Source organism: Granulicella sp. L46, assembly GCF_009765785.1.
Lineage (GTDB): Bacteria > Acidobacteriota > Terriglobia > Terriglobales > Acidobacteriaceae > Granulicella.
This window is the reverse complement of sequence record NZ_LMUT01000003.1, coordinates 553,981-578,392: the sequence shown is the minus strand read 5'-3', so window position 1 is coordinate 578,392 and position 24,412 is coordinate 553,981. Positions and strand designations below refer to the sequence as shown.

Annotated in this window: 19 protein-coding genes and 1 tRNA gene; 8 read left to right on the top strand and 12 right to left on the bottom strand. The window is 60.6% G+C overall.

Annotated features, from left to right (window positions below):
• Positions 1-325 precede the first annotated feature (325 nt).
• The 3 genes from GSQ80_RS03340 to GSQ80_RS03330 form a co-directional block, all read right to left on the bottom strand.
• Positions 326-2,437, bottom strand: a complete 2,112-nt coding sequence (locus GSQ80_RS03340) for a M13 family metallopeptidase (protein ID WP_158786072.1) — start codon at positions 2,435-2,437, stop codon at positions 326-328.
• Between the two features lie 220 nt (positions 2,438-2,657).
• Entirely contained in the window at positions 2,658-2,939 is a 282-nt protein-coding gene (gene rpsT, locus GSQ80_RS03335; protein WP_158786071.1) for a 30S ribosomal protein S20, read from the bottom strand.
• A 139-nt stretch (positions 2,940-3,078) separates the two neighbouring features.
• Positions 3,079-3,315: a hypothetical protein gene (locus tag GSQ80_RS03330; RefSeq protein ID WP_158786070.1), complete on the bottom strand. Its 237-nt coding sequence runs from the start codon at positions 3,313-3,315 to the stop codon at positions 3,079-3,081.
• 319 nt (positions 3,316-3,634) lie between these two features.
• On the opposite strand from GSQ80_RS03330, the gene GSQ80_RS03325 reads away from it, so the two are divergent.
• The 7 genes from GSQ80_RS03325 (at position 3,635) to GSQ80_RS03295 (ending at position 9,489) form a co-directional block, all read left to right on the top strand.
• Positions 3,635-4,666 carry a PhoH family protein gene (locus GSQ80_RS03325; RefSeq protein ID WP_158786069.1) on the top strand — a complete coding sequence of 344 codons (1,032 nt, stop codon included), beginning with the start codon at positions 3,635-3,637 and terminating at the stop codon, positions 4,664-4,666.
• 16 nt (positions 4,667-4,682) lie between these two features.
• The gene (locus tag GSQ80_RS03320) at positions 4,683-4,991 is read left to right on the top strand and encodes a hypothetical protein (RefSeq protein WP_158786068.1); all 309 of its coding nucleotides are present in this window, start codon (positions 4,683-4,685) and stop codon (positions 4,989-4,991) included.
• An 89-nt stretch (positions 4,992-5,080) separates the two neighbouring features.
• Entirely contained in the window at positions 5,081-5,776 is a 696-nt protein-coding gene (ybeY, locus tag GSQ80_RS03315; RefSeq protein ID WP_158786067.1) for an rRNA maturation RNase YbeY, read from the top strand.
• Positions 5,773-7,128: a hemolysin family protein gene (locus GSQ80_RS03310; protein WP_158786066.1), complete on the top strand. Its 1,356-nt coding sequence runs from the start codon at positions 5,773-5,775 to the stop codon at positions 7,126-7,128. The genes ybeY and GSQ80_RS03310 overlap by 4 nt, the downstream gene beginning before the upstream one ends.
• A gap of 20 nt (positions 7,129-7,148) precedes the next feature.
• Positions 7,149-7,685, top strand: a complete 537-nt coding sequence (locus GSQ80_RS03305; protein WP_158786065.1) for a hypothetical protein — start codon at positions 7,149-7,151, stop codon at positions 7,683-7,685.
• A 113-nt stretch (positions 7,686-7,798) separates the two neighbouring features.
• Positions 7,799-8,917, top strand: a complete 1,119-nt coding sequence (gene era / locus GSQ80_RS03300; RefSeq protein WP_158786064.1) for a GTPase Era — start codon at positions 7,799-7,801, stop codon at positions 8,915-8,917.
• Positions 8,914-9,489 (top strand): GNAT family N-acetyltransferase, encoded by a 576-nt coding sequence (locus GSQ80_RS03295; RefSeq protein ID WP_158786063.1) that lies wholly within the window; start codon positions 8,914-8,916, stop codon positions 9,487-9,489. The genes era and GSQ80_RS03295 overlap by 4 nt, the downstream gene beginning before the upstream one ends.
• Positions 9,490-9,503: 14 nt before the next feature.
• Here GSQ80_RS03295 and GSQ80_RS03290 read toward each other — a convergent pair whose 3' ends face one another.
• From GSQ80_RS03290 to ald, 4 genes are all read right to left on the bottom strand, one after another.
• Positions 9,504-10,826, bottom strand: a complete 1,323-nt coding sequence (locus GSQ80_RS03290) for a M20 family metallopeptidase (RefSeq protein ID WP_158786062.1) — start codon at positions 10,824-10,826, stop codon at positions 9,504-9,506.
• 63 nt (positions 10,827-10,889) lie between these two features.
• Positions 10,890-12,308: a sigma-54 dependent transcriptional regulator gene (locus GSQ80_RS03285; RefSeq protein ID WP_158786061.1), complete on the bottom strand. Its 1,419-nt coding sequence runs from the start codon at positions 12,306-12,308 to the stop codon at positions 10,890-10,892.
• Between the two features lie 30 nt (positions 12,309-12,338).
• Entirely contained in the window at positions 12,339-14,744 is a 2,406-nt protein-coding gene (locus tag GSQ80_RS03280) for a PAS domain-containing sensor histidine kinase (RefSeq protein ID WP_158786060.1), read from the bottom strand.
• Positions 14,745-14,885: 141 nt separating this feature from the next.
• Positions 14,886-16,001, bottom strand: coding sequence for an alanine dehydrogenase (gene ald, locus GSQ80_RS03275; RefSeq protein ID WP_158786059.1), 1,116 nt, complete (start codon positions 15,999-16,001; stop codon positions 14,886-14,888).
• A gap of 192 nt (positions 16,002-16,193) precedes the next feature.
• On the opposite strand from ald, the gene GSQ80_RS03270 reads away from it, so the two are divergent.
• Positions 16,194-17,258 (top strand): rod shape-determining protein, encoded by a 1,065-nt coding sequence (locus GSQ80_RS03270; RefSeq protein WP_158786058.1) that lies wholly within the window; start codon positions 16,194-16,196, stop codon positions 17,256-17,258.
• A gap of 89 nt (positions 17,259-17,347) precedes the next feature.
• Here the strand turns inward: GSQ80_RS03270 and GSQ80_RS03265 are convergent, their stop codons facing one another.
• The 5 genes from GSQ80_RS03265 to GSQ80_RS03245 all read right to left on the bottom strand — a co-directional run bounded on the left by GSQ80_RS03265 (position 17,348) and on the right by GSQ80_RS03245 (position 24,333).
• Entirely contained in the window at positions 17,348-18,835 is a 1,488-nt protein-coding gene (locus GSQ80_RS03265; protein WP_158786057.1) for an efflux transporter outer membrane subunit, read from the bottom strand.
• A complete protein-coding gene (locus GSQ80_RS03260) occupies positions 18,832-20,112 on the bottom strand; it encodes an efflux RND transporter periplasmic adaptor subunit (RefSeq protein ID WP_254059406.1) in 1,281 nt (426 codons plus the stop codon). The genes GSQ80_RS03265 and GSQ80_RS03260 overlap by 4 nt, the downstream gene beginning before the upstream one ends.
• 36 nt (positions 20,113-20,148) lie before the next feature.
• Entirely contained in the window at positions 20,149-23,328 is a 3,180-nt protein-coding gene (locus tag GSQ80_RS03255; RefSeq protein ID WP_158786056.1) for an efflux RND transporter permease subunit, read from the bottom strand.
• Between the two features lie 219 nt (positions 23,329-23,547).
• Positions 23,548-23,623: transfer RNA gene (locus GSQ80_RS03250), tRNA-Cys, on the bottom strand.
• Between the two features lie 53 nt (positions 23,624-23,676).
• Entirely contained in the window at positions 23,677-24,333 is a 657-nt protein-coding gene (locus GSQ80_RS03245; protein WP_158786055.1) for a peroxiredoxin, read from the bottom strand.
• Positions 24,334-24,412 lie beyond the last annotated feature (79 nt).

Below are 24,412 nucleotides of genomic sequence, written 5' to 3'. Positions count from 1 at the left end.
GAAATTTGGGCTGTTTTGTGGGTTTTTATTTTGCGGGGGAAGGCAAAGGCAGAAGCAGATTTCCGGAGGGAATGACAGAAAGGAAGGCCAAGCAAAGGCAAAAGCCAATACGGGGGTCCTTCGCTCCGCTCAGGATGACGGTGAGAAACGAGCAACGACTACTGCAAAGGCAAATGCAAGAGCAAGAGCAAAAGCCAATACAGGGATCCTTCGCTGCGCTCTAGGATGACGGCGTAAAACAAGCAACCGCAACAGCAACCGCAACAGGAACGCCCCGGAGCTTGTTAGGATCCGGGGCGTTGGGTTGTTGCGGTTGAGTTGGGGATTACCAGACGCGGCAGCTGTCGGCTGGGACCATGGGGGTGCCTTTTTTGCAACCGAAGGCGGTGGCAAAGCCGGGCTGGTTGACGATGGCTCCGTTGGCGCGGAAGTGGTCGGGCGAGTGGGGGTCGGTGAGGACCTGCTCGCGGATGGCTTCGGGGCGGGAGTTCTCGCAATAGTTCTGAGCGAAGGCGATGTAGAAGCGCTGCGGGCCGGTGTAGCCGTCGAGCTTCTTGTGAATATCGAGTCCGTCTTTGCTGGCGCGATCGAGGTAGGCGAGGTAGGCGAGGACGAGGCCACCGTTGTCGGCGGTGTTCTCGCCGAGGGTGAGCTTGCCGTTGACGTGGACGTCATCCTTGGGGGTGGCGCCGGCGACGGCTACAAAGTTGCCGTACTCGTTGACGACACAGCCGGTCTTGGCTTCGAACTTGGTGGTGTCTTCGGCGGTCCACCAGTCGGCCAGATTACCTTTGCCGTCGAACTTCTTGCCTTCGTCGTCGAAGCCGTGGGTGAGCTCGTGGCCGATGACGGCGCCGATGTGACCGTAGTTGACGGCGAGATCGGCCTTGGGGTCGTAGAAGGCGGGCTGGAGAATGCCGGCGGGGAAGTTGATGTCGTTCATGCTGGGGTTGTAGTAGGCGTTGACGGTGGGAGGTGTCATGCCCCATTCGTTGTGGTCGACGGGCTTGCCGATTTTGTTGAGCTGGCGATCGTTCTCAAAGGCGATAGCGCGTTGGTCGTTGCCGAGGGCATCGTCCGGGCTGATGGTGAGCTTGCTGTAGTCGCGCCACTTGTCGGGGTAGCCGATCTTGTCGGCGACGGCGTGGAGTTTCTCCTTGGCGCGGACGCGGGTGGCGGGGCTCATCCAGTCGAGGGTGTCGATGTCCTTGTCCATGGCGGCTTCGATGTCGTGGACCATCTGGAGGGTTTTGGCCTTGCTGTCGCCGGCGAAGTATTGGTCGACATAGACGGCTCCGAGAGCTTCGCCGAGGGCGCCGTCAACGGCGGAGGAGCAACGCTTCCAGCGCGGGCGCTGGGCAGGCACGCCCTCGAGCTCACGGCCGTAGAAGTCGAAGTTTTCGGCGTCAAAGGGTTGGGGCAGCTGACCGGCGAAGGCGGTAAGGGTTTGGAAGCGAATGTAGGCGCGAAGAGTGTCGATGTCTGTTGCGCGTACGGCATCTACCATCGCGGGGAAGAATTTGGGGTTTGCGTTGATGAGCGAATCGATTTTAGGGGCGTGAGCGGCTTCGAAGAATGGTGTGAAGTCAATATTCCCGATACTTTGCTCGAAGGTCTCGAGGGATTGGGGATGATAGACGGCTTCGGGGTCGCGGCGCTCGGTGTTGGTCATGGAGGCTTCGGCGAGCTTGGTTTCGAAGGCGAGGATGTTGGTGGCATCACGCTGGGCGTCGGCGGCGGACTCGCCGGCCAGAGTGAGCATCTTGGCGATGTGGGTTACATATTTTGCGCGGAGCTGCTTGTCCTTGTCGCCGGTGCGGGTGTAGTAGTCGCGCTCGGGAAGGCCGAGACCGCCCTGATCGATGACAGCGACCTGCTTGCTGGAGTCTTTGAAGTCCTGCTCTTCGCCGAAGCCGAAGAAGACGTTGACGTTGTAGCGCTGGAGTTCACCGGCGAGAGAGGTGAGGTCATCTTTCGAGACGGCGTTGATTTGATCGAGGAGGGGCTGTACGGGAGTGAGGCCCTTCTGGTTGATAAGCGAGGTGTTCATGCAGGCGGCGTAGAAGTCGCCGATCTTCTGCTGGTTGGGAGTGCGGGAGGCGTCGGGAGCGGCGTACTTGGTGAGGATGCCGTTGAGCTCCTGGGTATTGACGTTGTAGAGGGTGTAGAACTGGTCGACGCCGGACTGGTCGGAGGGGATGGGATTGGCGGCCGCGAAGTTGCCGCAGGCGTACTTGTAGAAGTCGGTGCAGGGGTCGACGGCTTTGTTGATGGAGGCGGTGTCGAATGCGGGCGCGGGGAGGTAGTGGGTCTGGGGCGGAGCGGCGGGTGCTTGCGCGAAGGCTGCGAGCGGAGTGGCAAGGAGCAGGGCGCAGAGTGGGAGGGCGGCGAGGGTGCGGTGCAGAGAGGATGCACGGCGCGGGAGGCGGTCAATCATTTAGAGGACTCCGGTTCGGGTTGGGGTGAGGCTGATGGGCGGTTGGTGGAGGAGTTTGGGCGTAGCTGTGCGTGGGCCGAGAATGTCCCTGACAGAGTACTGTACGCGGAGGTGAGGACGCAGGTTCCCGGAGAGTTTCGGGTGGGATTGCCTGTGTATGCAAAAGGGGAAAAGCAAAAGGCCAGCGCGAGGCTGGCCTTTTGGGGAAGCAGGGAAGGTCTTAGGCGGCTTTGGCCTTCGTGACGATTGCCTTGACGCGGGCGTTGAGACGGCCCTTGTAGCGGCTGGCGGTGTTCTTGTGCAGAACGCCCTTCTGGACGCTCTTGTCGAGGACGGAGACGGTGGAGCGGTAGGTCTCGACGAGGGTCTTCTTGTCGCCGGCGGTGAGGGCCTCGCGCATGAGGCGGAGGGCGCCGCGGAGCTTGGACTTGTTGGCACGGTTGATGGCCGTCTTGGTGATGGTCTGACGGGCGCGCTTGAGCGAAGATACGTGATTTGCCATGGTGCGAGACTCTTTTCTTTTCCGGTTGGGAAAGGGGGATGCTGGAGGAGGCTGGTGCTGAACCTGAAGCGCAGTGCAGCGGTCCTCTGCAGCCTTGATTTTACGGGATTTGAGGGGGACGGGTCAATGAAGGCGGGCCCTATCGAGCGGTCGGAAAGGCCTTCAGCTTATTTGCCATAGCCCAAAAGAAGCCAACGACGATTCCCAGGATGGGCAGGACCACGAGCAGGAGAGCGACCCAGAAGCCGATGGAAGTCTTGGATAGAGCGTCGCCATACAGGCCAGTGAAGCCACAGGTGCCCGGAAATCCGATCAGCCAAAATCCAAGAATCGCCGCGATCGTTGAAACTGCGAGTACCAGAAGTGGAATCTTCACGGAACCATCTTAGTAGAGGGTTGGTGTTTGAGGGGTACGAGCTTGGTTCGCGATTGGTCGGGAATTTACACAGTGTGGCTTGACGCGTGAGGACGGAGGCGGTTAGGCTCTGGCTCAACATCGATACTCTATTGGCAAACTTCAATCTGGTTAGGGCCAATCCGGTGAATGTACAGCGTGCGATGGATCGCATGGCCGCTGTATCGAACCGGTGCTGCAGCCGGCGGTATAGAGTCGCTGTAATTCCCCCTGCATCTAAAAATAGAGAGGTGGCGTCAAACCTCTTCTTGCACTCTCCTGACGGAGGTCAGGCTTCTACTTGGTAAAAAAATCCCTGCATCTCACTCCTGGAATCGAGCCGTTGTATGGCACTCGCGACGAGAACCTTCGTTTGATGGAAGATGGGCTGGCGGTCCAGATCGACTTGCGGTCGGACAGTATCCAGTTGATGGGCGAGGCTGCGGCGGTGGCCCGGGGGGAGGGAATCTTCTCCGATTTTGAACATCTGCGAAAACTTGGGGTACATCCACACAACGGCGAGTTGAACGCGCTGTTGAAGATGGTGGTGTCCGATCCGGCGGTTACGCTGCGCGGGTTGGTGGAGAGTGGCAAGCAGCGGGCGGTTGGGACGAAGCGCTCGGTGCAGCCACGGTCGCCGAACCAGCGGAAGTATGTGGAGTCGATTGAGACCAACGACATGGTCTTTGGGATTGGGCCGGCGGGTACGGGCAAGACGTACCTGGCGGTGGCGATGGCCGTGAGTGCGTTGCTGGCGAAGAAGGTGTCGCGGATTATTTTGGTGCGGCCGGCGGTTGAGGCGGGAGAGCGGCTGGGATTCCTGCCGGGGTCACTGCAGGAGAAGGTTGATCCTTACCTGAGGCCGCTGTATGACGCGCTGTATGACTTGCTGGATCCGGTGAAGGTCGACAAGATGCTGGAGACGAACGTGATTGAGGTTGCGCCGCTGGCGTTTATGCGCGGGCGCACGCTCAATGACGCGTTCATCATCATGGACGAGGCGCAGAACACTACCAATGAACAAATGAAGATGTTTTTGACGCGGTTGGGGAATGCGTCGAAGGCGGTGATTACCGGCGATCTGACGCAGATTGATCTGCCGAATCCGAAGAAGAGTGGATTGTTTGAGGCTATGCGCGTGCTGGATGGCGTGGAGGGCATCAAGTTCTGCCATTTCGAAGATGTAGACGTTGTCAGGCACCTACTGGTTCAGAGGATTGTGCGGGCGTATGACACCTATCAGCGGGCAGAGCAGCTGCCGCTGGCTGTGGATGGCGTTCCGCTGACGATCCAGGAAGATGAGACGCGGAAACGGATGCTGCATCCGCAGTAGTGTGCTGGAGTTCTGAATGCCTTGGTATTTTTACTTGCTTGAATTTTTGAGTGGAATGTTTCTGGCGAATGGTGTCCCGCACTTCGTGCATGGAGTTAGCGGGGCACCGTTCCAGTCGCCGTTTGCGAAGCCGCCGGGAGTGGGCGAGTCGTCGGCGCTGAGTAATGTGTTGTGGGGATTTGGGAACCTGGTGGTGGGGTTCGTGCTGTTGCATTATTTCTGGCCGTGGGGTGCTGCCGGGTGGGTGGCGCTGGGTGCGGGGGCGCTGGCGATCTCGATTCAGCTGGCGCTGCATTTCGGGAAGGTACGCGGGGGCAAGTCGTAAACGACTTGTTTCTAAGAGGTTGAAATCGCGTTGGATTGTGATGGGTATCGCTTGCTATGGGGCTTGGTTGCGGTAGCATCAGAGCAAGCATGATGACCATGGAACCTCCGCGAACGCTGAGTGGGAATGCTGGGAAGCTTGGGCAGGTTCCGGATGCCGAGGTTTGGCGTGCGTGGGGATTGTCGCGGTCGGGGCTTAGTCGTTTTCTGAGTGTGGCGCAGGCGGTGGTGGGGCTTGAGGGCGAGGTGGACGTGCTGCTAGCTGGAGATCGGACGCTGCGGCGGTTGAATCGAGAGTATCGGGGGAAGGACAAGGCTACGGATGTGCTGAGCTTTCCTGCGGCGGAAGAGCTTGCGGGTTCGCATGGTGGGGATTTGGCGATTTCGTTGGATACGGCGAAGCGGCAGGCTGAGGAGCACGGGCATACGTTGAGGGATGAAGTGAGGGTGCTGCTGTTGCATGGGTTGCTGCATCTTTCGGGGATGGATCACGAGGCTGATCGTGGGGAGATGGCGGAGCGCGAGGGGGAGTTGCGGGCGAGGCTGCGGCTGTCGAGTGGGTTGATTGCGCGGGTGGAAGGACGGGCAACAGCAAAGGCCAATGCGGGGGTCCCTCGCTCCGCTCGGGATGACGGCGAAAGACGGGCAACGGCAACAGCAAGGGCAAAAGCGGGCGCAAAGACTAGAGCCAAGGCTGGAGCAAAGGCAACGACTCTTGACGCAAAGGGCGCGAAGTTTAAACGCGAAGGGCGCGGAGTACAGCGGTGGAGCGGGGTACGGGCATGATTACGGGTTATGACGTAACGGTGTCTCTGCTGCTTTGCCTGCTGGCGTTGGCGGCTTATGTTGACCGGATTTATTTTGAGATGGGGAAGTTTCTTTCGCGCGAGTACACGGAGAATATCGACGCTTGGGAGACGCATGTTGAGCCGAAGTTGCGGTTGAGCCGGCAGTCGTCCGCGATGGCTGCTTCGGTGTTGCGGCAGATTGCGCTGGGGGCGCTGATCTTCCTGCTGGCGATTCATCTGCAGGGGAAGGTGGGAGAGAGTCCGGTTGAGATTGGGCGGACCGTATTTGAATTGCTGTTAGCAATGCTGGTATTCGATCGGCTGCTGCCGCAGATATTTTTTACGAAGACGAGGGGCGAGTGGATTGCGCGGATCTCGTTTCTAGTTCGGGTGCTGTTTTATCTGGTGCTTCCGCTCACGTTGACGATTGGGCTACTGCTGTCCATCGCGGGATTAGCAGAGCCGGAGACGCAGCAGCTTGAGCATCCGGGGGAGGCGATGGATGCGCTGCTGGAGGCGGGAGAAGAAGAAGGCGTCCTGGACGAGGAGGACCGCGAGCTGGTGCGGAGCGTTGTGGAGTTCGGTGACAAGGTGGTGCGCGACGTGATGACTCCACGACCAGAGATGTTCGCGGTGGCGGGAAAAACTTCGCTGGAGAAATTCACGGCGGAGGTGAATGCGCATAATTTCTCGCGGGTTCCGGTGTATGGAGAATCGCTGGATCACATTACGGGGATTGCGTTTGCACGAGATCTGTTGGCGGTAAAGGATACGGACGCTGCGACGCGGACGGTCGCGCAGTTGCAGCGGCCGGCTTTGTTTATTCCGGAGACCAAGAAGGTGAATGAGCTGCTGCGGGAGATGCAGCGGCAGAAGCAGCATATGGGCATCGTGATTGATGAGTATGGGGGGGTTGCGGGGCTGGTGACGATTGAGGATTTGATCGAGGCGATCGTGGGAGAGATTGAGGACGAGCACGATACGGACGCGGATGGGGACGCTCCGGTTGCAGAGCCTGAGGGGACTTGGGTGGTGCAGGGAAACTTTGAGGTGGATCGGCTGCGGGAGTTGCTGGAGGAGTCGGGTGAGGGCGCGGATGTGGGGGAGAGTTTTGGGGAGGATGAGATCGATGGGGGGGATGAGGAAGAGAGCCTGGCGGAGTTGCTGCGGAAGTACGAGGCGTCGACGGTGGGAGGGTTGGTGAGCGAGATGGCGGGACATATCCCGCTGCCGGGCGAGGTGGTGGAGGATGGGCCGCTGCGGCTGGAGGTGATTGCTTCGACGGATCGACGGGTGGAGCGGGTGCGGGTGGGCTTGATGGGATTTCCGGCTGGCGGTGACGCGGCGTAAGTTTCAAGGAAGGTGACCGCATGAAGCCGTATCCCAGATATTTCGACTGGCTGCGCTATATCTGTGCCTGCCTGCTGTACTTCTATGGGATGGCCAAGCTTAGCGGGCATCAGCTCACGGTTCCTGCTGAAATGGCGCAGCAACCGATTGGTTCGCTGAGCGGGTACTGGCTGACCTGGTATTACTACAGCTACTCGCACCTCTATAAAGACATTCTCGGACTGACCCAGGTCATAGGCGCGTCGCTGTTGCTGTTTCGCAAGTCGGCCCTGCTCGCGGCCGTGATGATGACACCTGTTATGGCCAACATTCTGCTGATCAATATCTTCTATTCCATTAGCGTGGGCGCAGAGTGTAATTCCGCCTTCATCCTGGGGTGCATGCTCTTACTCTTGTGGCATCAGCGTGGGGTGCTTTTCGGCGTACTGTGGACCAGCCAAACTGCCGAGTCGAAGTCTGCTCGAAGACTTCATTGGATCATCCGGTCGGTGATACTCGTCGTCGTGCTTGCGCAGGTGATCGTTGGCACAGTACTTGGCCATTTAATGGCTCATTAGAAGGGCCGCAGCTATCCATTTGCGCGTTTCCCGGGTGCGCGCGGGTGGGAGCGGGCTGACGTCGAGAGCAGATTCCTGAGGGTTGAGATTTGAATCGGTGTCATCATATAGAGATGGCATTACGTACTGGTTTCGTCTCGATTATTGGCCGCCCGAATGCAGGGAAATCTACGCTATTGAATGCGTTGCTGGGGCAGAAGCTGGCCATCGTCACGCATAAGCCGCAGACGACGCGGACGCGTATCCAAGGGGTGCTGGAGTTGCCGGTGCGGAAGAAGGCGAAGGGGGATCCCGGGAGGTCGCAGGCGCAGGTTGTGCTGGTCGATACGCCGGGAGTGCATAAGCCCGAGACGCAGTTGGATAAACGCATGATGCAGGAGGTGCATGATGCGCTGGAGACGCGGGATGCGGTGATTTTTTTGGTGGACGTGACGCATCGACTGCCGGTGGCGGAGAAGCCGCGGACGAGTGAGGAGTTTGCGGAGGCGCGCAGGGTGCGGACGCTGGGGCAGCATCGGCGGCTGCTGTCGAAGGCGGAGGATGATTTTTCGCTGCAGTTGGTGAAGAAGCTGGATTGTCCGGTGATTCTGGTGCTGAATAAAATTGACGCGCTGCCGAAGAGTGCGCTGCTGCCCTTGATTGCGCACTGGACGTCGCTCCATACGTTTGCGGATGTGATTCCGATCTCGGCGAAGAAAAAGGAAGGGTTGGAGCTGCTGTTGGATAAGGTGGTGGCGCAGCTGCCGGAGGGGCAGAGGTATTTCCCGAAGAATCAATTGACGGATCAGCCGGAAAGATTCCTGGCGGCGGAGATTATTCGTGAGAAGATTTTGCTGTTGACTGGCGAAGAGGTTCCTTATGCGACGGCGGTGGTGATTGAGCGTTGGGAGGAGCCGGAGAATCTTAAGAAAGATAAGGCAGGGCGGCTGCCGGTGACGAAAATTACAGCGGCAATTTTTTGCGAACGCGAGGGCCAAAAAGCGATTTTGATTGGCAAACAGGGCGCGATGCTGAAACAGATTGGCACGACGGCTCGTAAGGATATTGAAGGTCTGCTGGGGACGCGGGTGTTCCTGGAGCTGTTTGTGAAGGTGCAGGATGAGTGGAGAAGCTCGCGCGGGTTTGTCGAGGAATTGGATTGGCGCAGGCAGTTAGAGCAGTTGGCAGAGACGCAGCACAGGAATCAGAAGCTTGCTGAAAGCCGAACGAAAACGGCGGAGGATGCTGAGTGATTGATTTTTTGCAGTGGGGAGCCGTGCTCGGCTTGCAACCCCGAACTGCCCGTGTACCGGAGTTGAAGGTTGGCAGCCTGCGCCTGGTGGCGATCACGTCCGAGATGCTGACGGCGGAACATAGTGGCGACGCGGTGGGGCTGGGGAGTCTGCTGCGGGCAAAGCTTACGAGCGAGTGGCCTCCGGTGGATTGGGAGCCGCATGTGTATCGGATTATTCAGAAGCAGTATGACGAATGGCCGGCGAGCTTCGGGTGGCATCGGTATGTGGTGCTGGACGGGGGATTTGGGAAAGCGAGGACGTTGGTGGGGGCGATTGGGGGATTTCCGCGGGCGCAGGGGGATGTGGAGATTGGGTATTCGACGCTGCCGGGGTTTCAGCGGAGAGGGTATGCGACGGCATCGGCGAGAACGCTGGTGGACTGGCTGCTGACGGTGGAGGGCGTGCAGTCGGTGAGCGCGCAGACGTATCCGCGGCTGCCGGAGTCGATTAAGGTGATGGAGCGCTGCGGGATGAGCTACGTGGGCGAGGGTGATGATTCGGGGACGGTGCGGTACCGAAGAACGCGTTAGCTATTGCGGCGTGTTTATTGCAGCAGGGATGTGGCTACGGCGGTCATGGTTTTGACGCCGGTGGCGATGGTGGGTTCGGGGAGCGGCTCGAAGCGGCTGGTGTGGAGGCCGGGAAGGGTTTTGCCCTGGGCTTCGGCGGCGGCGAGTTTGGCGGGATCCATGGCACCGAGGCGGAGATAGACGAGCGGGATTTGCTGGTTGAGGGAGAGGACGCCGACGTCTTCGCTGCCCATCATCTTCTGCACGGTAATCACGTTGGGGGCGCCGAGGGTCTTGATGAGCGTGGCCTGGACGTTGGCGGTGAGGGTGGGGTCATTGATCTGGACGGGGGCGGATTCGTCATCGAGGACGGTTACGGTTACTGCTTTGTCTGGCGGCAGGCCGGCGGAGTTGGTGAGGCCGGCGGCCATCTGCTGGAGACCGGTGATGATGACCTGGCGGGCGTGCGGGGTGAAGGCGCGGGTGGTGAGCTCGAGCTTGACGGAGTCGGGGATGATGTTGCGGCGGGTGCCACCGTGGATGTCGCCGACGGTGACGACGGAGGGGTCCTGGGGATCTTCTTCGCGGCTGACGATGGTTTGGATTTGCATGATGTAAAGGGCGGCGAGGGTGATGGGATCGCGGCCTAGCTGGGGTGCGGAGCCGTGGCCGCCGATGCCGTGGATGACTACGTCGATGGAGGTGGAGCTGGCCATTGCGGGGCCGGCGAGGATGCCTACCTGGCCTGCGGCGAGGGTGTTGATGTCGTGGAGACCGATGATTTTGTCGGGGCGGCCGAAGCGTTCGTAGAGGTGGTCGGCGAGTAGGGCTTTCGCGCCGTCGATAGATTCTTCGGAGGGTTGGCCGATGAGCATGAGGGTTCCGTGCCATTGCGATTTGTTGGCGGCCATGGCGCGCGCGGTGCCGATGAGGACGGTGGTGTGGATGTCGTGACCGCAGGCATGCATGACCCCGACTTTCTGGCCGGCGGCGTTGGTGACCGTGACGTGGCTGGCATAGGGGAGGCCGGTTTCTTCGACGATGGGGAGGGCGTCCATGTCGGCGCGGATGAGGAGGGTTGGGCCGGGGCCGTTCTTGAGGATGGCTACGACACCGAAGGCGTGCGAGCCGTCGGGGTAGAGGCCGATGTGATCGGTGACGGTGTAGCCGGCTTCGCGGAGAGCCTGGGCGAGGATGGCGGAGGTGCGCTCTTCTTGGTGGGAGAGTTCGGGGTGGGTGTGGAGGTCTTTGTAGATAGCAATAAGCGGGGTCTCGGGGAGCGGGGTCTGGGCGCTAGCGGTGGTGGCCAGGACGAGTGTTATGAAGACGAGGGCGGGCGAAAGAGTGCGAAGGCGCAAAGGGACCTCGGTGTGCTGATGTTTGGCTAGCGTATCAGTTTGGTTGGCGGAGTTGCTGGACGACTAATCGTGGGTGCTGATGCCCAGGGCTTTCATCTTGCGATAGAGGTGGGAGCGCTCCAGGCCGAGGGATTCGGCGGCGCGGGAGACGTTGCCGTGGCAGCGGTCTAATTCTTTCAGGATGTAGTCGCGTTCGTAGGCTTCGCGGGCTTGCAGGAGGGTGGAGAACTCTTCGCGATTGCCGTTGCTGGAGCGGGTGGGAACGCTGCCTTCGGTGCGTTGAGATACACCCTCCGTTCGTTGCACGAGCATGGGGAGGTGCTTGGATTCGATGCGCTGGACCTTGGGATTCAGGATGAGGACGCGCTCGATGACGTTGCGGAGCTCGCGGACGTTTCCGGGCCAGTGATATTGCTTTAGCGCGGCGAGGGCGGGGTCTGAGATCTCTACGTGGGGTCGGCCGTACTGCTGGCCGAACTCGGAGAGGAATTCGCGGGCGAGGAGAGGGATGTCTTCCTTGCGGTCGCGCAGAGGAGGAACGAAGAAGGGGATGACGTTGAGGCGATAGAAGAGGTCTTCGCGGAAGTTGCCGCGGGCGATCTCTTCTTCGAGGTCCTTGTTAGTGGCGGCGATGACGCGAGTGTCGACGTGGACGGGAGTGCTGGCGCCGACTGGGTAGAAGCGCTGCTCGTCTAAAGTGCGGAGGACTTTCGCTTGAGTCTTCAGGCTCATGTCGCCTACTTCGTCGAGGAAGAGGGTGCCACCGTCGGCGCGCTCGAAGGTGCCGCGTTTTTCTGTGGGTTGATTGGGACCACCGGGGCCGGCGCCGTGCCGATAGCCGAAGAGTTCGGTCTCGATGAAGTCTTCGGGGATTGCGGCGCAGTTGAGCTCGACGAAGACGCGATCGCGGCGGAGGGACTCGGCGTGCATGGAGCGGGCGACGAGTTCTTTACCGGCACCGGATTCTCCGTAGATGAGCACGCGGCCGTTGGTGGGCGCCATGAGTTTGATCTGCTGACGAAGGGCTTTGACGGAGATGGATTCGCCGGTGATGGAGCCCTTGGTGAGCTGGCGCGCGAACTCCTGGTTGTCTTCGCGGAGGTGATGGGCCTGGATGGCGTTGCGAAGGACGAGCAGGGTGCGGTCCATGGAGAGAGGTTTTTCGAGGAAGTCGTACGCGCCGAGCTTGGTGGCGCGGACGGCAGCTTCGATGGTGCCGTGGCCGGAGATCATGATGACTTCGGGAGCGCCGGGGCGCGGTGTATGGGAAGCGTCGCCGCGGATGGCGGCGAGGACGTCGAGGCCGTCGCCGTCGGGTAGCCAGATGTCGAGGAGGACGGCCTGGTAGTCGGCATCGCGAATCAGTTCGAGGGCCTCAGCGGCGGTACCTGCCGTTGTGATGACGTAGTCTTCCTCGTTGAGGATGGCTTCGAGGGATTCGCGGATGTCGGCTTCGTCGTCGACGATGAGAACGTGATTCATAGGGGCAGGGGATAGGGGTTGGAGTGGTGGTTAGGCGAGCTCTTCTTCGGTATGGAGGGCGTTTTCGGTAGTCGGACCAGGGGCGTCGGTGGAGTCGGTGGCTGGACGGAGTTCGAGGATGAAGCGGGCGCCGGTGGGGATATTTCTTTCGGCGCGAATGGAGCCGTGGTGTTCCTGGAGGATTTTTGCGGCGATGGAGAGGCCGAGGCCGGTGCCGCGCTGCTTGGTGGAGAAGTAGGGGAGGAAGAGGCTCTCACGCATCTCGTCGGTAAGGCCGGGGCCGGTGTCGGCGATGATGAGCTCGACCATGCCGGAGGGGAGTGCGCGTGTGGAGAGGTGAAGCTCACAGAGGAGGCTTTGCTGCATAGCCTCGGCGGCGTTATCGATGAGGTTGGAGAGAGCGCGCTTGAGGGCTTCGGGATCGGCGAGGACCAGCGGCAGGTTCGGGGCCAGATTTTTGCGTACGCGAATGTTGCCAAGGCGGCCGGCGAAGAGGGCGAGCGAGTTTTCGACGATGGTGTTGAGGTCGGAGGGGTGGGGGCGAGCGCTGGGGAATTCGGCAAGCGAGGAGAACTGATCTACCAACGATCTCATCGTCTCAACGGACGATGAGATGACTTCCACGGAGCGCTGGATGATGGCGGGGGAGGGAGATTCGAGGCTGCGCTCGTTGAGTAGGGAACTGAGGCGGCCGATGTGTCGCTGGATGAGCTCGGCGTTGAGAGAGATCGGGGTGAGAGGGTTCTTGATCTCGTGGGCTACGCGGCGGGCTACCTCTTTCCAGGCACTTTGTTTCTGGGCGCGCAGCAACTCGGTTGCGTCTTCGAGGACAAGGACATAGCCGCGATGTTCACGGCTGATGTCCTCGAAGCCAAGGGAACCGGGGCCGTTGGCAAGACGGCCTTCGAGGAGGGCGACCGTGGCGGCGAGGTGAAGAATGCCCGCGTTGGATTGCATCTGCATTTCGGCGGAAGCGGATCCCATGCGGTGCGCTCGGCGGAGGAGATGATCCAGCGCATCGATGATGTCTCCGGGAAGCACGGAGGAGAGAGACAGGCCGATGAACTGGCGCTGGCCGCCGGGGTCGAGCATTTCGGAGAAGGCGCGGTTGGCGAGCAGGATGCGGCGATCGGCGGAGAGGGTGACGACGCCGGAGGGTATGGTCTCGATGATGGTTTCGAGCTCGGTGCGGCGGGCCTGGAGCGCGTGGTTCAGGTCTGAGAGTTGAGCGGTGGATCGCTCTGCGATGGCGTGGGCGCTCTCGAGATCGGCGGCCATTACGTTGAATCTGTCGACGAGTTCGCCGAGCTCTTCGGTGGAGGATTGACCGACGCGGTGGGCGTAGTCGCCGGCGGCGATGGCCTCCATCGCGTCGGCGAGGGACTCTACCGGGCGCGTTACCTGCTTGCTGAGATTGAGGGCGAGCCAGCAGCAGGCGAAGAGTGCCAACGCGGTGGTCAGGAGCAGGAAGCCGGTGTACAGGCTGCGAACTTCTCGACGTTCGCGGTAGAGCATCCAGTATTTGTCAGCAGACTTACGGAGACGAAGCGATGTAGCGGAGATTCCCGCAGGGATCGGAATGCCTGAGACGACCAGATCGCCGTTGGGAAGGCCGGCGGCGGCGAGGGTGTAGTCAATTCCGGAGAGGGAATAGAAGGGCTCGTCGGTACGCTGAGCGGCTTGGAGAATTGCCTGTTCGGTGGGGCCTTCGAGCGGTGTTGCGAGCGTGGCGGGTCGTGGGTCGGAGTTCTCGTCGGTGGAAGGCTCGGAGGGCTGGATGGAGCGCAGCTCTGATTTACCGGTGGGGGATCTCGGGACATGGAGCGAGGCAATGGCTTGACGGTCGCGATAGAGGATGACGAAGCCGCCCTGGAGGGTAACCTCGTGGCGCTGGAAGATGCGAGTAATTGCGGCGATGGAGTCGGGGGGGAGTGGCTGCGTGTCTGAGAGGGGCAGGTTGGAAAGGTCGACGGCGATGCTGTCGGCTTCGGATCGGTCGTTGGCATCGGCATACTGGTAGAGCTCGAGAGCCATGGTGTTGGCGTCATCGCGCATCTGCGTAACGGGCTGGGAGAACCAGCGATCGACTGCGCGATTCATGAGCAAATAGCTAAAAGCAAACATGAAAACGAGGGGAACGAGGGAGACCAGGACTGCTCCCCACAACATGCGGGTGCGCAGTTGCGTGCCGAGGACGCGGCTGCGCTGGTCGGCGTAGAGCTTGAGGACGTTGCGAACGAGCAGGACCAGGACGCCGACGAAGAGGAGGAATCCAATGACGGATAGGCTGACGAACACCAGGGTCTGGAGGGGGGAGTTTGGATTGAGGAACTTTGGGTTGAAAGCGTTGAGCGCTGCGAGAGAAAGAAAGAGCACCAAGAGGCACACGCCGAGCGCGATGACGAAGGCTCTGCGGCGAAATGTACCAGCTCCCATGCGAGCAAGTTTACTCGCTTTGGTCCTGCGCTGGTCCTGCGCGGACGGCGAGAGTTGGACTTTCTGCGGGTTTGGGAATTCTCTACCCCGGCCCTGACACGAGCCTGCCGTGAATGGGGAACTCTGTATGGGAGTTGGGTATCAGGGCAACAATTGGGCGACGGGGGTGAAGTCGCGGCTCTGCGCCGTGGCTACGGCCTTGTAGGTCAGGGAGCCGTTGTAGGTGTTCACGCCCTCGGCAATGCCAGGATCGGACTGGATGGCGGCGTTGGCGCCTAGCTTGGCAAGCTTCATCACGTAGGGGAAGGTGGCATTGGTGAGCGCGAGGGTGCTGGTATTGGGGACTGCGGCGGGCATGTTGGTGACGCAGTAGTGGACCACGCCGTCGACGACATAGCTGGGGTCGGAGTGGGTGGTGGGGCGGGCGGTTTCGATGCAGCCGCCCTGGTCGATGGCGACGTCGACGATGACGGCGCCCTTGCGCATCTTGGAGACCATGGATTTGGTGACGATCTTGGGGGCGGCGGCTCCTGGGATGAGGACGCCACCAATGACGAGGTCGGCTTCGCAGACAGCGCGCTCGACGTTGTAGGCGTTTGAGTAGAGGGTATAGAGGCGGCCGGAGAAGATGTCGTCGAGTTCGCGGAGGCGATTCAGGTTGAGGTCAACGAGGGTGACGCGCGCGCCCATGCCGAGCGCGACCTTGGCGGCGTTGATGCCGACGATGCCGCCGCCGATGATGCAGACGTTGCCGGGAGGAACGCCCGGGACGCCGCCGAGGAGAACGCCACGGCCGCCATGCTCCTTCTCGAGGTAGGCGGCACCGACTTGCACGGAAAGGCGCCCGGCGACTTCGGACATGGGGGTGAGGAGGGGCAGGGATCCGGCTTGGTCGCGAACGGTTTCGTAGGCGATTCCGGTGACTTTTTGAGCGATGAGGGCGTCGGTGAGGGCGCGGAGCGGGGCGAGGTGGAGGTACGTGAAAAGCACCAGGCCGGGGCGGAAATAGGGGTACTCCTTTTCCACCGGTTCCTTGACCTTGACGACCATGTTGGCTGGGTTCCAGACGCTGGCAGCGTCGGGCACGATTTCGGCGCCGACGGCGAGATATTCTTCGTCCGGGAAGGAGGACAGGGCGCCAGCGTTGCGTTCGATGAGCACTTTATGGCCGGCGTCGACAAGGGCTTTGGCACCGGCTGGGGTGACGCCGACGCGGCTTTCGTGGTCTTTTACTTCCCTGGGGACGCCGATGATCATGCCTGAATCTCTCCTGAAGGTGGTACTGTGAGCCAAACTTGCAAACCTCTTGAGTATAGTCGCCTGTGCCCTGAGGCAGTAGACTGCTCCTCAGGCCGTACAATGGTTGTGCCGGGTCAGCTAAACCCCAACTTTTCTGTTTGTTTCACATAACTTTTTCTATCTTTTTATCTTAGGAAACCGATCGGTCTCATGTCCTCGAAAAACTTTCAGATGCGGACCTCGCGTGTGAGCAACATGCGATCCATTTTTTCGCTGTTCTCGAGCGATCTCGCGATCGATTTGGGGACGGCTAATACTCTTGTCTTTGCTCATGGCAAGGGCATCATTGTGAATGAGCCCTCGATTATTGCTGTCAATCGCGTGACGGGCGAAGTTGAGGCTGTGGGCAAGGAGGCCAAGGAGATGCTTGGCCGAACGCCGGGCAACATCATTGCCATCAAGCCAATGAAGGATGGCGTGATTGCCGACTTCAAGCAGACCGAGAAGATGTTGAACTACTTCATCCAGAAGGCGCACAACCGGAAGATGATGGTTCATCCGCGCATCGTGATTGGCGTGCCGAGCGAGATTACGCAGGTGGAGAAGCGCGCGGTTATGGACTCTGCGTATCGCGCGAAGGCGAGCGAAGTGCACCTGGTGGAGCAGGCGATGGTGGCGGCGATTGGTGCGGGCTTGCCGATCACTGAGCCGGGCGGCAACATGGTTGTCGATATCGGTGGCGGGACGACAGACATTGCGGTGATTTCGCTGGCGGGCATTGTGTACTCGCGGTCGGTGCGCATGGCCGGCAACCAGATGGACGAAGCCGTGATGACGTATCTGAAGCGGAAGTACAACTTGCTGATCGGCGAGCGCACGGCAGAGCAGATCAAGATCGATATCGGTTCGGCGTATCCGTTGGATCGGCCGCTGTCGATGGAGATCAAGGGGCGCAACCTGATTGAGGGCGTGCCGAAGACCATTACGATCGACGACACGGAGATTCGCGAGGCGCTGGCTGAATGCATTGCGACGATCCTGAATGCAATTCGCGTGGCGCTGGAACGCACACCGCCTGAGCTGTCGGCGGATATTTCGGATCGCGGGATTGTGCTGACCGGCGGCGGCGCGCTGATCAAGAATCTGGATAAGCGCATTCGCGAGGAGACGGGACTTCCCGTGACGATTGCGGATGATCCGCTGGCTAGCGTCGTGCTGGGAACCGGAAAGATGTTGTCGGATTTCCGGCTGCTGCGGAAGATCTCGATCGATTAAGTACAGGGGATAGGGTGTAGAGGATAGAGTGTAGAGAAGACAAAGGCCGCTCGGGTGAGCGGCCTTTCTGCGTGATGTAAGGTGCGTGTTTAATGGGTGGGGAGTTGGGTGCGGTTCCAGCCGCCGCCGAGGACTTTTATCAGGAGAACGCTGGCGTCCATGCGGCGGCGCAGGATGTCGATGTCGTTGCGTTGGTTTATGAGCGCCGAGGTCTGGGCCGTGATGACTTGCAGATAGGTATCGACGCCTCCGACGTAGCGGTTGTTGAAGATGCGTTCTGATTCGACGGCGGAGGCGGTGGCTTCACGCTGTTGATCCTGCTCGTGGGAGAGAACGCGGAGCGCGACGAGGTTGTCCTCGACCTGCTGATAGGCGGTGAGGACGGTCTGGCGATAGCTGGCGGTGGTGCTGTCGTAGTTGGCGAGGGCTTCTTCGGAGATGCCGCGGCGGCGGCCGCCGTCGAAGAACGTTTGGCCAATGGTGGGACCGAGCGCGTAGATGAAGCTGGAGGATTCAAACAGCGAGGTAAAGCTGGTGCTCTCCTGCCCGGCGGTCGCGCCAATGTTGAGCGAAGGGAAGTAGGCGGCGCGTGCGATGCCGATCTGCTCGTTGGCAGCGGCGGTGCGGCGCTCAGCGGCAGCAATGTCGGGACGGCGCTCGAGGAGCTGCGAGGGGAGGCCGGGAGGAATGACCGGCGGCGCATCTGAGAGTGGGAGCGGGGACGGCGGCAGGCTGAAGGACGCGGGAGGCTTGCCGATGAGGATGGCGATGGCGTGCTCGAATTGGGAGCGTGCGATGGCAACATCGGAGGCCTGCACCTCGGCATCCTGAAGCTGGGTTTTTGCCTGGGTGAGGTCGGACTTTACGGCGACGCCGCCGAGGTAGCGGTCGTTGGTGATGCGAACGGCTTCTGCGTATTGCGAGACGGTGTCGTTGAGAAGTTTTTGCTGCGCGTCGGCTGCACGGAGCTCGAAATAATCCATTGCTACTTCTGCCTGGAGAGACAGGAGGGCGGTTTGGAGGTCGGCTGCGGTGGCTTGTGACTGCTCGCGGGCCGCGGTGATGTTGCGCCGGACTGCTCCCCAAAGGTCGACTTCATAGCTCAGTTGCAAGGGCAGTTCGAGGTCACCTTCTCCGCTGTTGGAGGATGCCACATTGAAGTAGGGTTGGTTGGCGGAGTCGCGTACGCCGCCCAGGAAAGGATTGAGGCCAACCGTCGGATATTTGGTCGCATTCTGCACGCGAAGGTTGGCGCGTGCGCCACGAAGATTGGCATCTGCGATCTTCAGGGTTTGATTGGCGTCGGCGACCTGCGGTTCTAGTGCGTTGAGCCCGTCGTCGTGGAAGATAGTCCACCAGTTGCCGCGGGGGATGGTGTCCTGCGGCTTGGCGGTTTGCCAGTCTGCGTTGTCTTTGAAGGCGCTGGAGTCGGCGCTGGGGCTGATCTCTTTGAAGGAGGGCGCGGTTGGAACAGAGGGTGTCTTGTATTTAGGACCGACCATGCATCCTGCGAGCGCGAGGGTGGCCAGGGAGGCTGCGCTGAGCGACGCGTATTGAAGCGGCGATCGAGGCTTCATTGCATCACCGCCGGTTGCGTGGCGATGTTCACCGGCTGACCTTCGGCCAGCGAATCGGAGGGAGAGAGGATGACCTTGTCGGTCGGAGAGAGTCCGGTGGCAACCTCTACGGTCTTGCCGTTGTCCTTGCCGATGGTGATGGTCTGCAAGTGCACATGACCGTCGCGCACAACACCCACCTGCAGGCCCTGGGCGCGGAAGATGAGGGCGTCGGAAGGTATGGAGAGTTCACGGCTTTGGAATGGAATCTTGAAGTGGACGAAGACGTAGGCACCGGGGAGCAGCTTGCCGTTGCGGTTGTTTACGTCGACCTCAACGTTGAGCGTTCGAGAGCTTGGATCGATGGAACCGGAGTTGCGGGTGACGATGCCGGTGAAGACCTGGTCAGGATATTCATCGAGAGTAAGGGTTGCCGTATCTCCGTTATGAATGTCTGGGGCGTAGACCTCGGGTACGGCGACGAAGACGCGCAACTGATTAACCGAGGCGATATGGAAGAGCTCTTTGGCGGTGTTGGTGGTTGTGGCGGAGCCTGCATTGATGAGGTCGCCAATGTCGGTATTGCGCTGCGTTACGATGCCGGAGTAGGGAGCGTAGATCTTCTCGAAAGACTGGAGTTGCGAGAGGCGCCGGACGTTGGCTTCTGCAGCTTCTACGGCAGCACGTTTGGCGGCCGCGCCTGAGACGGCAACGTCGGTCTCCTGCTGGGAGACGGAGTCGAGCTTGAGGAGATTCGTAAAGCGGTTGGAGGTGGTGATAGCGAGGTTGAGATCGGCCTGCGCGCTTTTGAGATCGGCCTGGGCTACCTGCAGCTGCTCGTCGAGCTCGGGTGTTTCGATGGTGGCCATGAGCTCACCCTTGCTGACGTGCTGGCCGATGTCGACGAACCACTGTTTGAGGTAGCCGCTGGTGCGCGCGTAGATGGGCGTGTCGTCGAAGGCCTGGGTGTTGCCGGGCAACGCGATTTCAGAGGTTGCGCCCGAGACGATGGGGGAGATGACGTCCACGGTTGGGATTGCGTCGAGCTTGGTCTGCTTCGCGAGGTGACGCTCATCGGCTGCACCGCCGATGAAACGATAGACGATGCCGGCAAGCAGGAGCAATGCGATCACGATGAGGGTGACGATGACAGCACTGGGCAGCCGCTGCGGGGAGGGGAGCGCACGGGCGGGATCGGGGTGAGCTGGGATCGGGTGCTCCGATGGAGCGTAATCAGCAGAGGGTGTCGTCATGTCGGTATTGATGTCGGTTTGGACGTCGGTGTTGTGGATGGGCATGGTCCTGATCTCCAGTGGGTGCTTGGTGCGGACGGGCTACCCGATCGCTACGGTTTCCTGTGGGGATGATGCTGGCATGGTATCGGAACGTCGCTCGCGGCCATGCAGAAGTGCGAAGACCGCGGGTACAAAGATGAGGGTGGCGACCGTAGCGAGCGAAAGTCCACCGATGACGGCACGGCCGAGCGGAGCGTTCTGCTGGCCACCGTCGCCCAGACCGAGCGCCATGGGAACCATGCCGATGATCATGGCTAGGGCCGTCATGCAGACGGGACGGAAGCGAGTGGTGCCGGCTTCGACAGCAGCGAGCAAGGCGTCGCCACTGATGCGCAGACGATCTTTGGCGAAGGAGACGACGAGGATAGAGTTTGCGGTGGCAACGCCCATGCACATGATCGAACCCATAAGAGCGGGGACGGAGAGCGTGGTGTGCGTGAGGAAGAGAAAGACGACGATGCCGGCGATGGCCGCAGGTAGAGCGGTGATGATGATGAAGGGGTCAAGCCAGGATTGGAAGTTGACCACGATGAGCAGGTAGACGAGAACGATGGAGAAGACGAGGCCGAAGAGCAGGCTGATGTAGGAGGTCTGCATGGTGTCGACCTGGCCGCTGATGCGAACGAAGTTGCCGCGGGCGAGAGACGGGCGATTGCTATCGACGATGCGTTTGACTTGGCGGGCGACAGAGCCGAGGTCGCGATCCTGAACATTGGCGTAGATGTCGAGGGTGCGGCGGGTGTTGACGTGGCTGATGATGGGAGGCTCGGTGGAACGCGAGATGGCGGCTACGTCGGCGAGGATTTCCGGTGTCTTGGCGGTGGGCGAGGCGAGGGGGATATTTTCGAGGTCGCGCAGAGATTGGATCTGATACTGCGGCGTCTCCGCGATGATGCTGTACGCGACGTGGTTCTTGCCGTTGAGGAAGAACTGCGGCTGGAGCTGCGCCGAGCCAGAAAGAATATTGACTGCGGAGGTGCCAATGTCGCTCTGGGTGTAGCCGCCCTGCAGAGCCTTGGTGCGGTCGACGGCGACGTTGAGCACGGGCCCGTCATTGGGTTGTTCGAGACGGAGATCGACGAGCCCGGGGACCTGGCCGAGCTGCTGCATCATCCTGGCGGCGACGATGCGGTTGCCGGGATCGTCGGCCCCTTCGATCTGGATATCGATGGGTGCGGGAAGGCCGAAGTTGAGGATCTGGGTAACGATGTCGGAAGGAAGGAAGTAGAAGGTAGCACCGGGGAACTCGCGGGGCAGGCGCTCGCGCAGGGTGCGGACATAGTCGGCGGTGGGGGAGTGATCCTTCTTGAGGGAGACCATGATGTCGGCGTCGGCAGCTCCGAAGAGGCCGCTGGTGGCGTGCTGGGTGTTGAGGGTGGAGTAGGGAAGGCCGATGTTGTCGAGGATGTTGTCCATCTGATTCTGCGGCACGGTGGAGCGAATGGACTGCTCGATGAGATCGCAGAGCCGAGCGGTTTCTTCGATGCGGGTACCGGTCTTGGCGCGCACGTGCAGGATGAACGAGCCGTTGTCGTTATTGGGGAAGAAGTTCTGGCCGAGCAGGGGGATGAGCAGCATGCAGATCAGGCAGGCAAGCAGGAAGAGGGGGATGAAGAGAACGCGGGCTTTGACGAGCTGGGTGAGAAGGGATTCGTAGGCGGAGCGAACGCTTTCGAAGCCGCGCTCGAAGGCGCGCTGGAAGCGGGAGAAGAAACCCTGGGAGAGCGGTGCGTGGTGGTCGATGGGCTTGAGCAGATACATGGCCATGGTGGGCACGAGGGTTCTGGACAAGAAGTACGAAGCCAGCATGGCGAAGACGACGGCTTCGGCGAGCGGCTGAAAGAGGTAGCCGGTGACGCCGGAGAGGAAGAACATGGGGAGAAAGACGATGCAGATGGAGAGGGTCGAGACGAGGGCGGGAACGGCAATCTGGGCGGCGCCTTCGAGGATGGCTTCGCGGAGTTGGTGGCCTTCTTCGAGGTAGCGGTTGGTGTTTTCGATTTCAACGGTGGCGTCGTCGACGAGGATGCCGACGGCGAGTGCGAGGCCTCCGAGGGTCATGATGTTGATGGTCTGACCGATGAGACTGAGGACGATGATGGAGACAAGGATAGAGAGGGGAATGGACACCGCGATGATGAGCGTCGAGCGCCAGGAGCCGAGGAAGAGGAGGATCATCAGGCCGGTGAGGGTGGCGGCGATGACGCCTTCGCGGATGACGCCGTCGATGGAGGAGCGGACGAAGATGGACTGGTCGCCGATGGGCTGGATCTTAAGCTCTTTGGGGACGGTGGCGGCTACGCGGGGGAGAAGATTCTTGATGCCCTCGACGACGCTGAGTGTGGAGGCGGAGCCGGATTTGAGGATGGTAATGAGGACGGCGCGGTGTCCGTCCTGGCGAACGATGTTGGTCTGGGGAATGGAGCCGTCGCTGACGGTGGCGACGTCCTTGAGATAGACGGTCGCGCCATTGACTTGTTTGAGGGGGATATTTCCCAGGCCCTCGAGCGTGCTGGGCGTGCTGTTGAAACGGACATCGTATTCGGAGGGTCCGATCTTAGCGGTGCCACCGGGTTCGACGATGTTCTGATTGCCGAAGACGGCAAGGACCTCGCCTGGGGAGACGCCGACCGCCTGCATCTTCTTGGGGTCGAGGTTCAGCATGATGGAGCGTTGCTTGCCACCGTAGACGGCGGGGACAACGGCTCCGGGGATGGTGACCAACTGCGGTCTTATGATGTTGAGGCCGTAGTCGTTGAGCTGCTGTTCGTTGAGGCCTTTGCCGGAGAGGCCGAGCTGAAGGATGGGAACGCTCGAGGCTGAGAAATTGATGATCTGGGGAGGGAGAATGCCGGGAGGGAGCGACTTGAGCTGGCCCTCGGCGGCGGCAGAGACCTGAGCATTGGCGGTATCGAGGGAGGCGCCGGGCTGCAGGTAGATCTTGACGATGGCCTGGCCGTTGAGGCTGGTCGATTCGGTGTGCTGGATGTTATCGACGAGGGTGGTGAGGGAGCGCTCGTAGGGGCCGGTGATGCGACCCTCGACCTCTTCGGGGCTGAGGCCCGTGTACTGCCACGCAACGGAGACGACGGGGATATTAATGTTGGGGAAGATATCGGTGGGGGTCCGCAGGATGAGCACCGGCGCTGCGATCAGGATGAGAATCGCGAGGACGACGAAGGTATACGGCCGGTTAAGCGCAAGCCGGACAATCCACATGAAGCGCTCTCCAGGGGTGAGGGATCCCCCTTGTATGACTGTAACGGAGTAACGAAAGACTCGGCGAGTGGCCGATAGTCGCACGGCGTGTGCGAAAAGCGCAAAGGCTGGCAGTCATGTTTGAGATGGTGCGGAGCTCGCCAAGACCTACTCGCTTGGAGCTTAGTGACGATCGATCACGCACTTTGGTTTGGTCAACAACTCGAGGCGAAAGAATGATGGAGCACCGGGCGGGAATTGAACCCGCGAATACTGGTTTTGCAGACCAGCGCGTTAGCCACTTCGCCACCGGTGCTCATGATTCTGCCGCGCATGTTGACGATACACGGCAGAAGGTTCTGTAAGAAACTACTGCGGCTGCGCTGTCGTACGCAGGTAAGGCTTCACGGTTTTGTAGCCGGGGAAGATCTTGTCGGCATCTTCGTTGGAAACGGCGCCGGTGATGATGACGTCCTCACCCTGCTTCCAGTTGGCTGGCGTTGCGACTTTATGCTTCGCGGTCAGTTGGATGGAGTCGAGCACGCGGATGACTTCGTCGAAGTTACGGCCGGTGGTCATGGGGTAAGCGATTTGGAGCTTGATGCGCTTGTCGGGGCCAATGACGAAGACGGTGCGAACGGGTGCGTTGTTGGCGGGAGTGCGGCCTTCGCTGGTCTCACCGGCGTCGGCGGGCAACATGTCGTAGAGCTTCGCGATGGTAAGGGTGGGGTCGCCGATGAGCGGGTAGTTGACCTTGTGGCCGCCGACGTCTTCGATATCCTGGGTCCACTTGCTGTGGCTGTCGACGGGGTCGACGGAGAGGCCGATAACTTTCGCGCCGCGCTGCGCGAATTGGCGTTCGAGGCCAGCCACGGCGCCGAGTTCGGTGGTGCAGACCGGGGTGAAGTCCTTGGGGTGGGAGAAGAGAACGGCCCAGCCGTCGCCGATCCATTCATGGAAGTGGATGGTGCCCTGCGTGGTGTCGGCGGTGAAATCGGGAGCAATATCGTTGATCCGGAGTGACATCGTGTTTTCCGTCCTTCTGAATAAAGTTTGAGCTTTGCTTGAAGAGCAGTTTTGGGGAATGTCGGTAAAAGCAGAAAAC

Bases quoted from the DNA above. Each gene is read 5' to 3' on its own strand.
- rpsT (WP_158786071.1), bottom strand. From the start codon at position 2,939: ATGGCAAATCACGTATCTTCGCTCAAGCGCGCCCGTCAGACCATCACC.
- GSQ80_RS03285 (WP_158786061.1), bottom strand. From the start codon at position 12,308: ATGAATCACGTTCTCATCGTCGACGACGAAGCCGACATCCGCGAATCC.
- GSQ80_RS03265 (WP_158786057.1), bottom strand. From the start codon at position 18,835: ATGAAGCCTCGATCGCCGCTTCAATACGCGTCGCTCAGCGCAGCCTCC.
- GSQ80_RS03255 (WP_158786056.1), bottom strand. From the start codon at position 23,328: ATGTGGATTGTCCGGCTTGCGCTTAACCGGCCGTATACCTTCGTCGTC.
- GSQ80_RS03270 (WP_158786058.1), top strand. From the start codon at position 16,194: ATGTCCTCGAAAAACTTTCAGATGCGGACCTCGCGTGTGAGCAACATG.
- ald (WP_158786059.1), bottom strand. From the start codon at position 16,001: ATGATCATCGGCGTCCCCAGGGAAGTAAAAGACCACGAAAGCCGCGTC.
- GSQ80_RS03305 (WP_158786065.1), top strand. From the start codon at position 7,149: ATGAAGCCGTATCCCAGATATTTCGACTGGCTGCGCTATATCTGTGCC.
- ybeY (WP_158786067.1), top strand. From the start codon at position 5,081: ATGATGACCATGGAACCTCCGCGAACGCTGAGTGGGAATGCTGGGAAG.
- GSQ80_RS03320 (WP_158786068.1), top strand. From the start codon at position 4,683: ATGCCTTGGTATTTTTACTTGCTTGAATTTTTGAGTGGAATGTTTCTG.
- era (WP_158786064.1), top strand. From the start codon at position 7,799: ATGGCATTACGTACTGGTTTCGTCTCGATTATTGGCCGCCCGAATGCA.
- GSQ80_RS03260 (WP_254059406.1), bottom strand. From the start codon at position 20,112: ATGCCCATCCACAACACCGACGTCCAAACCGACATCAATACCGACATG.
- GSQ80_RS03340 (WP_158786072.1), bottom strand. From the start codon at position 2,437: ATGATTGACCGCCTCCCGCGCCGTGCATCCTCTCTGCACCGCACCCTC.
- GSQ80_RS03245 (WP_158786055.1), bottom strand. From the start codon at position 24,333: ATGTCACTCCGGATCAACGATATTGCTCCCGATTTCACCGCCGACACC.
- GSQ80_RS03310 (WP_158786066.1), top strand. From the start codon at position 5,773: ATGATTACGGGTTATGACGTAACGGTGTCTCTGCTGCTTTGCCTGCTG.
- GSQ80_RS03280 (WP_158786060.1), bottom strand. From the start codon at position 14,744: ATGGGAGCTGGTACATTTCGCCGCAGAGCCTTCGTCATCGCGCTCGGC.